The organism is Vibrio sp. R10-SG-ISO4 (assembly GCF_059834135.1).
In genome coordinates this window covers 167898-181076 of the sequence record NZ_JCBDHJ010000015.1, presented here as the reverse complement: position 1 = coordinate 181076, position 13179 = coordinate 167898, and the positions used below count along the sequence as shown (strand labels likewise).

Genomic DNA, 13179 nt, shown 5'->3' with positions numbered 1-13179 from the left:
CACCGCGCCATCGTCGTCGGTCGCGGTGTACGTGAACGTCACATCGCGGCTTTCTGTATCGCCCAGAGCGTCGAAGTCGCTGCCTGGGGTGAACGTGTAGCTGCCGTCATTGTTGAAGACCAGCGTACCGTTGCCTGCGCCCACGCCCTCTACCAGTGCGTAGCCATTGGCATCCACCGTGCCGTCCACATCCGTCGCCGCTGGCACGTTGCCAGTCAGTACCGTGTTTTCTTCGGTCGTGTCAGTCGCGTCTTTCGCCACCGGCGCGTCATTCGTGCCCGTCACCGTGATGGTGATGGTCTTCGGCTCGCTCACCGCGCCATCGTCGTCGGTCGCGGTGTACGTGAACGTCACATCGCGGCTTTCTGTATCGCCCAGAGCGTCGAAGTCGCTGCCTGGGGTGAACGTGTAGCTGCCGTCATTGTTGAAGACCAGCGTACCGTTGCCTGCGCCCACGCCCTCTACCAGTGCGTAGCCATTGGCATCCACCGTGCCGTCCACATCCGTCGCCGCTGGCACGTTGCCAGTCAGTACCGTGTTTTCTTCGGTCGTGTCAGTCGCGTCTTTCGCCACCGGCGCGTCATTCGTGCCCGTCACCGTGATGGTGATGGTCTTCGGCTCGCTCACCGCGCCATCGTCGTCGGTCGCGGTGTACGTGAACGTCACATCGCGGCTTTCTGTATCGCCCAGAGCGTCGAAGTCGCTGCCTGGGGTGAACGTGTAGCTGCCGTCATTGTTGAAGACCAGCGTACCGTTGCCTGCGCCCACGCCCTCTACCAGTGCGTAGCCATTGGCATCCACCGTGCCGTCCACATCCGTCGCCGCTGGCACGTTGCCAGTCAGTACCGTGTTTTCTTCGGTCGTGTCAGTCGCGTCTTTCGCCACCGGCGCGTCATTCGTGCCCGTCACCGTGATGGTGATGGTCTTCGGCTCGCTCACCGCGCCATCGTCGTCGGTCGCGGTGTACGTGAACGTCACATCGCGGCTTTCTGTATCGCCCAGAGCGTCGAAGTCGCTGCCTGGGGTGAACGTGTAGCTGCCGTCATTGTTGAAGACCAGCGTACCGTTGCCTGCGCCCACGCCCTCTACCAGTGCGTAGCCATTGGCATCCACCGTGCCGTCCACATCCGTCGCCGCTGGCACGTTGCCAGTCAGTACCGTGTTTTCTTCGGTCGTGTCAGTCGCGTCTTTCGCCACCGGCGCGTCATTCGTGCCCGTCACCGTGATGGTGATGGTCTTCGGCTCGCTCACCGCGCCATCGTCGTCGGTCGCGGTGTACGTGAACGTCACATCGCGGCTTTCTGTATCGCCCAGAGCGTCGAAGTCGCTGCCTGGGGTGAACGTGTAGCTGCCGTCATTGTTGAAGACCAGCGTACCGTTGCCTGCGCCCACGCCCTCTACCAGTGCGTAGCCATTGGCATCCACCGTGCCGTCCACATCCGTCGCCGCTGGCACGTTGCCAGTCAGTACCGTGTTTTCTTCGGTCGTGTCAGTCGCGTCTTTCGCCACCGGCGCGTCATTCGTGCCCGTCACCGTGATGGTGATGGTCTTCGGCTCGCTCACCGCGCCATCGTCGTCGGTCGCGGTGTACGTGAACGTCACATCGCGGCTTTCTGTATCGCCCAGAGCGTCGAAGTCGCTGCCTGGGGTGAACGTGTAGCTGCCGTCATTGTTGAAGACCAGCGTACCGTTGCCTGCGCCCACGCCCTCTACCAGTGCGTAGCCATTGGCATCCACCGTGCCGTCCACATCCGTCGCCGCTGGCACGTTGCCAGTCAGTACCGTGTTTTCTTCGGTCGTGTCAGTCGCGTCTTTCGCCACCGGCGCGTCATTCGTGCCCGTCACCGTGATGGTGATGGTCTTCGGCTCGCTCACCGCGCCATCGTCGTCGGTCGCGGTGTACGTGAACGTCACATCGCGGCTTTCTGTATCGCCCAGAGCGTCGAAGTCGCTGCCTGGGGTGAACGTGTAGCTGCCGTCATTGTTGAAGACCAGCGTACCGTTGCCTGCGCCCACGCCCTCTACCAGTGCGTAGCCATTGGCATCCACCGTGCCGTCCACATCCGTCGCCGCTGGCACGTTGCCAGTCAGTACCGTGTTTTCTTCGGTCGTGTCAGTCGCGTCTTTCGCCACCGGCGCGTCATTCGTGCCCGTCACCGTGATGGTGATGGTCTTCGGCTCGCTCACCGCGCCATCGTCGTCGGTCGCGGTGTACGTGAACGTCACATCGCGGCTTTCTGTATCGCCCAGAGCGTCGAAGTCGCTGCCTGGGGTGAACGTGTAGCTGCCGTCATTGTTGAAGACCAGCGTACCGTTGCCTGCGCCCACGCCCTCTACCAGTGCGTAGCCATTGGCATCCACCGTGCCGTCCACATCCGTCGCCGCTGGCACGTTGCCAGTCAGTACCGTGTTTTCTTCGGTCGTGTCAGTCGCGTCTTTCGCCACCGGCGCGTCATTCGTGCCCGTCACCGTGATGGTGATGGTCTTCGGCTCGCTCACCGCGCCATCGTCGTCGGTCGCGGTGTACGTGAACGTCACATCGCGGCTTTCTGTATCGCCCAGAGCGTCGAAGTCGCTGCCTGGGGTGAACGTGTAGCTGCCGTCATTGTTGAAGACCAGCGTACCGTTGCCTGCGCCCACGCCCTCTACCAGTGCGTAGCCATTGGCATCCACCGTGCCGTCCACATCCGTCGCCGCTGGCACGTTGCCAGTCAGTACCGTGTTTTCTTCGGTCGTGTCAGTCGCGTCTTTCGCCACCGGCGCGTCATTCGTGCCCGTCACCGTGATGGTGATGGTCTTCGGCTCGCTCACCGCGCCATCGTCGTCGGTCGCGGTGTACGTGAACGTCACATCGCGGCTTTCTGTATCGCCCAGAGCGTCGAAGTCGCTGCCTGGGGTGAACGTGTAGCTGCCGTCATTGTTGAAGACCAGCGTACCGTTGCCTGCGCCCACGCCCTCTACCAGTGCGTAGCCATTGGCATCCACCGTGCCGTCCACATCCGTCGCCGCTGGCACGTTGCCAGTCAGTACCGTGTTTTCTTCGGTCGTGTCAGTCGCGTCTTTCGCCACCGGCGCGTCATTCGTGCCCGTCACCGTGATGGTGATGGTCTTCGGCTCGCTCACCGCGCCATCGTCGTCGGTCGCGGTGTACGTGAACGTCACATCGCGGCTTTCTGTATCGCCCAGAGCGTCGAAGTCGCTGCCTGGGGTGAACGTGTAGCTGCCGTCATTGTTGAAGACCAGCGTACCGTTGCCTGCGCCCACGCCCTCTACCAGTGCGTAGCCATTGGCATCCACCGTGCCGTCCACATCCGTCGCCGCTGGCACGTTGCCAGTCAGTACCGTGTTTTCTTCGGTCGTGTCAGTCGCGTCTTTCGCCACCGGCGCGTCATTCGTGCCCGTCACCGTGATGGTGATGGTCTTCGGCTCGCTCACCGCGCCATCGTCGTCGGTCGCGGTGTACGTGAACGTCACATCGCGGCTTTCTGTATCGCCCAGAGCGTCGAAGTCGCTGCCTGGGGTGAACGTGTAGCTGCCGTCATTGTTGAAGACCAGCGTACCGTTGCCTGCGCCCACGCCCTCTACCAGTGCGTAGCCATTGGCATCCACCGTGCCGTCCACATCCGTCGCCGCTGGCACGTTGCCAGTCAGTACCGTGTTTTCTTCGGTCGTGTCAGTCGCGTCTTTCGCCACCGGCGCGTCATTCGTGCCCGTCACCGTGATGGTGATGGTCTTCGGCTCGCTCACCGCGCCATCGTCGTCGGTCGCGGTGTACGTGAACGTCACATCGCGGCTTTCTGTATCGCCCAGAGCGTCGAAGTCGCTGCCTGGGGTGAACGTGTAGCTGCCGTCATTGTTGAAGACCAGCGTACCGTTGCCTGCGCCCACGCCCTCTACCAGTGCGTAGCCATTGGCATCCACCGTGCCGTCCACATCCGTCGCCGCTGGCACGTTGCCAGTCAGTACCGTGTTTTCTTCGGTCGTGTCAGTCGCGTCTTTCGCCACCGGCGCGTCATTCGTGCCCGTCACCGTGATGGTGATGGTCTTCGGCTCGCTCACCGCGCCATCGTCGTCGGTCGCGGTGTACGTGAACGTCACATCGCGGCTTTCTGTATCGCCCAGAGCGTCGAAGTCGCTGCCTGGGGTGAACGTGTAGCTGCCGTCATTGTTGAAGACCAGCGTACCGTTGCCTGCGCCCACGCCCTCTACCAGTGCGTAGCCATTGGCATCCACCGTGCCGTCCACATCCGTCGCCGCTGGCACGTTGCCAGTCAGTACCGTGTTTTCTTCGGTCGTGTCAGTCGCGTCTTTCGCCACCGGCGCGTCATTCGTGCCCGTCACCGTGATGGTGATGGTCTTCGGCTCGCTCACCGCGCCATCGTCGTCGGTCGCGGTGTACGTGAACGTCACATCGCGGCTTTCTGTATCGCCCAGAGCGTCGAAGTCGCTGCCTGGGGTGAACGTGTAGCTGCCGTCATTGTTGAAGACCAGCGTACCGTTGCCTGCGCCCACGCCCTCTACCAGTGCGTAGCCATTGGCATCCACCGTGCCGTCCACATCCGTCGCCGCTGGCACGTTGCCAGTCAGTACCGTGTTTTCTTCGGTCGTGTCAGTCGCGTCTTTCGCCACCGGCGCGTCATTCGTGCCCGTCACCGTGATGGTGATGGTCTTCGGCTCGCTCACCGCGCCATCGTCGTCGGTCGCGGTGTACGTGAACGTCACATCGCGGCTTTCTGTATCGCCCAGAGCGTCGAAGTCGCTGCCTGGGGTGAACGTGTAGCTGCCGTCATTGTTGAAGACCAGCGTACCGTTGCCTGCGCCCACGCCCTCTACCAGTGCGTAGCCATTGGCATCCACCGTGCCGTCCACATCCGTCGCCGCTGGCACGTTGCCAGTCAGTACCGTGTTTTCTTCGGTCGTGTCAGTCGCGTCTTTCGCCACCGGCGCGTCATTCGTGCCCGTCACCGTGATGGTGATGGTCTTCGGCTCGCTCACCGCGCCATCGTCGTCGGTCGCGGTGTACGTGAACGTCACATCGCGGCTTTCTGTATCGCCCAGAGCGTCGAAGTCGCTGCCTGGGGTGAACGTGTAGCTGCCGTCATTGTTGAAGACCAGCGTACCGTTGCCTGCGCCCACGCCCTCTACCAGTGCGTAGCCATTGGCATCCACCGTGCCGTCCACATCCGTCGCCGCTGGCACGTTGCCAGTCAGTACCGTGTTTTCTTCGGTCGTGTCAGTCGCGTCTTTCGCCACCGGCGCGTCATTCGTGCCCGTCACCGTGATGGTGATGGTCTTCGGCTCGCTCACCGCGCCATCGTCGTCGGTCGCGGTGTACGTGAACGTCACATCGCGGCTTTCTGTATCGCCCAGAGCGTCGAAGTCGCTGCCTGGGGTGAACGTGTAGCTGCCGTCATTGTTGAAGACCAGCGTACCGTTGCCTGCGCCCACGCCCTCTACCAGTGCGTAGCCATTGGCATCCACCGTGCCGTCCACATCCGTCGCCGCTGGCACGTTGCCAGTCAGTACCGTGTTTTCTTCGGTCGTGTCAGTCGCGTCTTTCGCCACCGGCGCGTCATTCGTGCCCGTCACCGTGATGGTGATGGTCTTCGGCTCGCTCACCGCGCCATCGTCGTCGGTCGCGGTGTACGTGAACGTCACATCGCGGCTTTCTGTATCGCCCAGAGCGTCGAAGTCGCTGCCTGGGGTGAACGTGTAGCTGCCGTCATTGTTGAAGACCAGCGTACCGTTGCCTGCGCCCACGCCCTCTACCAGTGCGTAGCCATTGGCATCCACCGTGCCGTCCACATCCGTCGCCGCTGGCACGTTGCCAGTCAGTACCGTGTTTTCTTCGGTCGTGTCAGTCGCGTCTTTCGCCACCGGCGCGTCATTCGTGCCCGTCACCGTGATGGTGATGTCTTTGCTCGCTCACCGCGCCATCGTCGTCGGTCGCGGTGTACGTGAACGTCACATCGCGGCTTTCTGTATCGCCCAGAGCGTCGAAGTCGCTGCCTGGGGTGAACGTGTAGCTGCCGTCATTGTTGAAGACCAGCGTACCGTTGCCTGCGCCCACGCCCTCTACCAGTGCGTAGCCATTGGCATCCACCGTGCCGTCCACATCCGTCGCCGCTGGCACGTTGCCAGTCAGTACCGTGTTTTCTTCGGTCGTGTCAGTCGCGTCTTTCGCCACCGGCGCGTCATTCGTGCCCGTCACCGTGATGGTGATGGTCTTCGGCTCGCTCACCGCGCCATCGTCGTCGGTCGCGGTGTACGTGAACGTCACATCGCGGCTTTCTGTATCGCCCAGAGCGTCGAAGTCGCTGCCTGGGGTGAACGTGTAGCTGCCGTCATTGTTGAAGACCAGCGTACCGTTGCCTGCGCCCACGCCCTCTACCAGTGCGTAGCCATTGGCATCCACCGTGCCGTCCACATCCGTCGCCGCTGGCACGTTGCCAGTCAGTACCGTGTTTTCTTCGGTCGTGTCAGTCGCGTCTTTCGCCACCGGCGCGTCATTCGTGCCCGTCACCGTGATGGTGATGGTCTTCGGCTCGCTCACCGCGCCATCGTCGTCGGTCGCGGTGTACGTGAACGTCACATCGCGGCTTTCTGTATCGCCCAGAGCGTCGAAGTCGCTGCCTGGGGTGAACGTGTAGCTGCCGTCATTGTTGAAGACCAGCGTACCGTTGCCTGCGCCCACGCCCTCTACCAGTGCGTAGCCATTGGCATCCACCGTGCCGTCCACATCCGTCGCCGCTGGCACGTTGCCAGTCAGTACCGTGTTTTCTTCGGTCGTGTCAGTCGCGTCTTTCGCCACCGGCGCGTCATTCGTGCCCGTCACCGTGATGGTGATGGTCTTCGGCTCGCTCACCGCGCCATCGTCGGTCGCGGTGTACGTGAACGTCACATCGCGGCTTTCTGTATCGCCCAGAGCGTCGAAGTCGCTGCCTGGGGTGAACGTGTAGCTGCCGTCATTGTTGAAGACCAGCGTACCGTTGCCTGCGCCCACGCCCTCTACCAGTGCGTAGCCATTGGCATCCACCGTGCCGTCCACATCCGTCGCCGCTGGCACGTTGCCAGTCAGTACCGTGTTTTCTTCGGTCGTGTCAGTCGCGTCTTTCGCCACCGGCGCGTCATTCGTGCCCGTCACCGTGATGGTGATGGTCTTCGGCTCGCTCACCGCGCCATCGTCGTCGGTCGCGGTGTACGTGAACGTCACATCGCGGCTTTCTGTATCGCCCAGAGCGTCGAAGTCGCTGCCTGGGGTGAACGTGTAGCTGCCGTCATTGTTGAAGACCAGCGTACCGTTGCCTGCGCCCACGCCCTCTACCAGTGCGTAGCCATTGGCATCCACCGTGCCGTCCACATCCGTCGCCGCTGGCACGTTGCCAGTCAGTACCGTGTTTTCTTCGGTCGTGTCAGTCGCGTCTTTCGCCACCGGCGCGTCATTCGTGCCCGTCACCGTGATGGTGATGGTCTTCGGCTCGCTCACCGCGCCATCGTCGTCGGTCGCGGTGTACGTGAACGTCACATCGCGGCTTTCTGTATCGCCCAGAGCGTCGAAGTCGCTGCCTGGGGTGAACGTGTAGCTGCCGTCATTGTTGAAGACCAGCGTACCGTTGCCTGCGCCCACGCCCTCTACCAGTGCGTAGCCATTGGCATCCACCGTGCCGTCCACATCCGTCGCCGCTGGCACGTTGCCAGTCAGTACCGTGTTTTCTTCGGTCGTGTCAGTCGCGTCTTTCGCCACCGGCGCGTCATTCGTGCCCGTCACCGTGATGGTGATGGTCTTCGGCTCGCTCACCGCGCCATCGTCGTCGGTCGCGGTGTACGTGAACGTCACATCGCGGCTTTCTGTATCGCCCAGAGCGTCGAAGTCGCTGCCTGGGGTGAACGTGTAGCTGCCGTCATTGTTGAAGACCAGCGTACCGTTGCCTGCGCCCACGCCCTCTACCAGTGCGTAGCCATTGGCATCCACCGTGCCGTCCACATCCGTCGCCGCTGGCACGTTGCCAGTCAGTACCGTGTTTTCTTCGGTCGTGTCAGTCGCGTCTTTCGCCACCGGCGCGTCATTCGTGCCCGTCACCGTGATGGTGATGGTCTTCGGCTCGCTCACCGCGCCATCGTCGTCGGTCGCGGTGTACGTGAACGTCACATCGCGGCTTTCTGTATCGCCCAGAGCGTCGAAGTCGCTGCCTGGGGTGAACGTGTAGCTGCCGTCATTGTTGAAGACCAGCGTACCGTTGCCTGCGCCCACGCCCTCTACCAGTGCGTAGCCATTGGCATCCACCGTGCCGTCCACATCCGTCGCCGCTGGCACGTTGCCAGTCAGTACCGTGTTTTCTTCGGTCGTGTCAGTCGCGTCTTTCGCCACCGGCGCGTCATTCGTGCCCGTCACCGTGATGGTGATGGTCTTCGGCTCGCTCACCGCGCCATCGTCGTCGGTCGCGGTGTACGTGAACGTCACATCGCGGCTTTCTGTATCGCCCAGAGCGTCGAAGTCGCTGCCTGGGGTGAACGTGTAGCTGCCGTCATTGTTGAAGACCAGCGTACCGTTGCCTGCGCCCACGCCCTCTACCAGTGCGTAGCCATTGGCATCCACCGTGCCGTCCACATCCGTCGCCGCTGGCACGTTGCCAGTCAGTACCGTGTTTTCTTCGGTCGTGTCAGTCGCGTCTTTCGCCACCGGCGCGTCATTCGTGCCCGTCACCGTGATGGTGATGGTCTTCGGCTCGCTCACCGCGCCATCGTCGTCGGTCGCGGTGTACGTGAACGTCACATCGCGGCTTTCTGTATCGCCCAGAGCGTCGAAGTCGCTGCCTGGGGTGAACGTGTAGCTGCCGTCATTGTTGAAGACCAGCGTACCGTTGCCTGCGCCCACGCCCTCTACCAGTGCGTAGCCATTGGCATCCACCGTGCCGTCCACATCCGTCGCCGCTGGCACGTTGCCAGTCAGTACCGTGTTTTCTTCGGTCGTGTCAGTCGCGTCTTTCGCCACCGGCGCGTCATTCGTGCCCGTCACCGTGATGGTGATGGTCTTCGGCTCGCTCACCGCGCCATCGTCGTCGGTCGCGGTGTACGTGAACGTCACATCGCGGCTTTCTGTATCGCCCAGAGCGTCGAAGTCGCTGCCTGGGGTGAACGTGTAGCTGCCGTCATTGTTGAAGACCAGCGTACCGTTGCCTGCGCCCACGCCCTCTACCAGTGCGTAGCCATTGGCATCCACCGTGCCGTCCACATCCGTCGCCGCTGGCACGTTGCCAGTCAGTACCGTGTTTTCTTCGGTCGTGTCAGTCGCGTCTTTCGCCACCGGCGCGTCATTCGTGCCCGTCACCGTGATGGTGATGGTCTTCGGCTCGCTCACCGCGCCATCGTCGTCGGTCGCGGTGTACGTGAACGTCACATCGCGGCTTTCTGTATCGCCCAGAGCGTCGAAGTCGCTGCCTGGGGTGAACGTGTAGCTGCCGTCATTGTTGAAGACCAGCGTACCGTTGCCTGCGCCCACGCCCTCTACCAGTGCGTAGCCATTGGCATCCACCGTGCCGTCCACATCCGTCGCCGCTGGCACGTTGCCAGTCAGTACCGTGTTTTCTTCGGTCGTGTCAGTCGCGTCTTTCGCCACCGGCGCGTCATTCGTGCCCGTCACCGTGATGGTGATGGTCTTCGGCTCGCTCACCGCGCCATCGTCGTCGGTCGCGGTGTACGTGAACGTCACATCGCGGCTTTCTGTATCGCCCAGAGCGTCGAAGTCGCTGCCTGGGGTGAACGTGTAGCTGCCGTCATTGTTGAAGACCAGCGTACCGTTGCCTGCGCCCACGCCCTCTACCAGTGCGTAGCCATTGGCATCCACCGTGCCGTCCACATCCGTCGCCGCTGGCACGTTGCCAGTCAGTACCGTGTTTTCTTCGGTCGTGTCAGTCGCGTCTTTCGCCACCGGCGCGTCATTCGTGCCCGTCACCGTGATGGTGATGGTCTTCGGCTCGCTCACCGCGCCATCGTCGTCGGTCGCGGTGTACGTGAACGTCACATCGCGGCTTTCTGTATCGCCCAGAGCGTCGAAGTCGCTGCCTGGGGTGAACGTGTAGCTGCCGTCATTGTTGAAGACCAGCGTACCGTTGCCTGCGCCCACGCCCTCTACCAGTGCGTAGCCATTGGCATCCACCGTGCCGTCCACATCCGTCGCCGCTGGCACGTTGCCAGTCAGTACCGTGTTTTCTTCGGTCGTGTCAGTCGCGTCTTTCGCCACCGGCGCGTCATTCGTGCCCGTCACCGTGATGGTGATGGTCTTCGGCTCGCTCACCGCGCCATCGTCGTCGGTCGCGGTGTACGTGAACGTCACATCGCGGCTTTCTGTATCGCCCAGAGCGTCGAAGTCGCTGCCTGGGGTGAACGTGTAGCTGCCGTCATTGTTGAAGACCAGCGTACCGTTGCCTGCGCCCACGCCCTCTACCAGTGCGTAGCCATTGGCATCCACCGTGCCGTCCACATCCGTCGCCGCTGGCACGTTGCCAGTCAGTACCGTGTTTTCTTCGGTCGTGTCAGTCGCGTCTTTCGCCACCGGCGCGTCATTCGTGCCCGTCACCGTGATGGTGATGGTCTTCGGCTCGCTCACCGCGCCATCGTCGTCGGTCGCGGTGTACGTGAACGTCACATCGCGGCTTTCTGTATCGCCCAGAGCGTCGAAGTCGCTGCCTGGGGTGAACGTGTAGCTGCCGTCATTGTTGAAGACCAGCGTACCGTTGCCTGCGCCCACGCCCTCTACCAGTGCGTAGCCATTGGCATCCACCGTGCCGTCCACATCCGTCGCCGCTGGCACGTTGCCAGTCAGTACCGTGTTTTCTTCGGTCGTGTCAGTCGCGTCTTTCGCCACCGGCGCGTCATTCGTGCCCGTCACCGTGATGGTGATGGTCTTCGGCTCGCTCACCGCGCCATCGTCGTCGGTCGCGGTGTACGTGAACGTCACATCGCGGCTTTCTGTATCGCCCAGAGCGTCGAAGTCGCTGCCTGGGGTGAACGTGTAGCTGCCGTCATTGTTGAAGACCAGCGTACCGTTGCCTGCGCCCACGCCCTCTACCAGTGCGTAGCCATTGGCATCCACCGTGCCGTCCACATCCGTCGCCGCTGGCACGTTGCCAGTCAGTACCGTGTTTTCTTCGGTCGTGTCAGTCGCGTCTTTCGCCACCGGCGCGTCATTCGTGCCCGTCACCGTGATGGTGATGGTCTTCGGCTCGCTCACCGCGCCATCGTCGTCGGTCGCGGTGTACGTGAACGTCACATCGCGGCTTTCTGTATCGCCCAGAGCGTCGAAGTCGCTGCCTGGGGTGAACGTGTAGCTGCCGTCATTGTTGAAGACCAGCGTACCGTTGCCTGCGCCCACGCCCTCTACCAGTGCGTAGCCATTGGCATCCACCGTGCCGTCCACATCCGTCGCCGCTGGCACGTTGCCAGTCAGTACCGTGTTTTCTTCGGTCGTGTCAGTCGCGTCTTTCGCCACCGGCGCGTCATTCGTGCCCGTCACCGTGATGGTGATGGTCTTCGGCTCGCTCACCGCGCCATCGTCGTCGGTCGCGGTGTACGTGAACGTCACATCGCGGCTTTCTGTATCGCCCAGAGCGTCGAAGTCGCTGCCTGGGGTGAACGTGTAGCTGCCGTCATTGTTGAAGACCAGCGTACCGTTGCCTGCGCCCACGCCCTCTACCAGTGCGTAGCCATTGGCATCCACCGTGCCGTCCACATCCGTCGCCGCTGGCACGTTGCCAGTCAGTACCGTGTTTTCTTCGGTCGTGTCAGTCGCGTCTTTCGCCACCGGCGCGTCATTCGTGCCCGTCACCGTGATGGTGATGGTCTTCGGCTCGCTCACCGCGCCATCGTCGTCGGTCGCGGTGTACGTGAACGTCACATCGCGGCTTTCTGTATCGCCCAGAGCGTCGAAGTCGCTGCCTGGGGTGAACGTGTAGCTGCCGTCATTGTTGAAGACCAGCGTACCGTTGCCTGCGCCCACGCCCTCTACCAGTGCGTAGCCATTGGCATCCACCGTGCCGTCCACATCCGTCGCCGCTGGCACGTTGCCAGTCAGTACCGTGTTTTCTTCGGTCGTGTCAGTCGCGTCTTTCGCCACCGGCGCGTCATTCACCGGAGTCACATCAATATTTACAACGAGCGTGTCTGTGCCGCCATTGCCATCATCAACAATAACAGTGAAGCTATCTGGGCCGTTGTAGTTTTCATTAGGCGTGTATGTCCACGTGCCGTCTGGGTTGACGACAGCAGTACCATTAGTAGGTGCAGTAGATTGAGAATAAGTTAGGGTATCTTGAGTATTCTGATCGGTAGCGGTTAGCGTGCCACTGATCGGTGTATCTTCGTCAGTAACAACCGTCGTACTTTCACCCAACGGGTCGTTGGTGATGTCAACAAAAATAGGGGAGAATTGAGGGTTTAATAAAGCGAGACTCTGAGTAGTCGATAATCCAATTGACTCCAAACCTGAAGTATCAAAGTTCGTACTCGCTAAGGCTTCTACCCCATCACGCTCAATCGTTCCCGTTGGGGTTAGCGATGAGCCGGAGGTTCCACCGGCGGCGGTGGCGAATTCATCGCCTAATTGGGTTGGGTCTACGCCTTCTTCTAATGCAGCGAAAATGGCATCGATTTCACCTGTGATGTCCGTGAGGTCACCACTGTCTTGAACCAGGTTTACGCTGACTTCAGGATTTGATGCGGATTCAACGAGGCTGGCATCGCCGGAAATGACAACTTCGCCGGGAAGGAGTTGTTCTCCTTCATTGACGATTCTTACATTGCCATTTTTATCAATAACAATGATTTGACCACCGGCTAGGTTACCGATCAATGCATGCGTGACAAAACTCATAACGCGCCTCTAATCCTTTCTAATGATCTCTGCTTTAATGTGATGATGGTAAGCAAAGACTTATTAATCACAGCTATAAATTAACACTACGCGTTAATTCAACAAACCGATTTCTAACCCTGTCACTTTGCAACATTTTAGATACAAGCGGCAGGTCACAACTTTTATAAACATGAACCAAGATCCCATTTTTATCGCACTTAAACTGAAACGTCGTATCGATAAATTAACAAAATTGACTAGGTCCAGGCTCCGAATTCTGTTGCAACTTTAAAGGTTATATAAATGTTAGCCTACGTTAGTCACAATCA

Annotated in this window: 2 protein-coding genes; both read right to left on the bottom strand. The window is 61.0% G+C overall.

Annotation, left to right across the window (positions count from 1 at the left end; genetic code table 11):
• Positions 1-5901: cadherin-like domain-containing protein (locus AC6R03_RS09525; RefSeq protein ID WP_500653659.1), on the bottom strand; the 5901-nt coding region annotated here is incomplete at its 3' end.
• Positions 5885-12868, bottom strand: a complete 6984-nt coding sequence (locus tag AC6R03_RS09520) for a cadherin-like domain-containing protein (protein WP_500653658.1) — start codon at positions 12866-12868, stop codon at positions 5885-5887. The genes AC6R03_RS09525 and AC6R03_RS09520, both read right to left, overlap by 17 nt.
• Positions 12869-13179 lie beyond the last annotated feature (311 nt).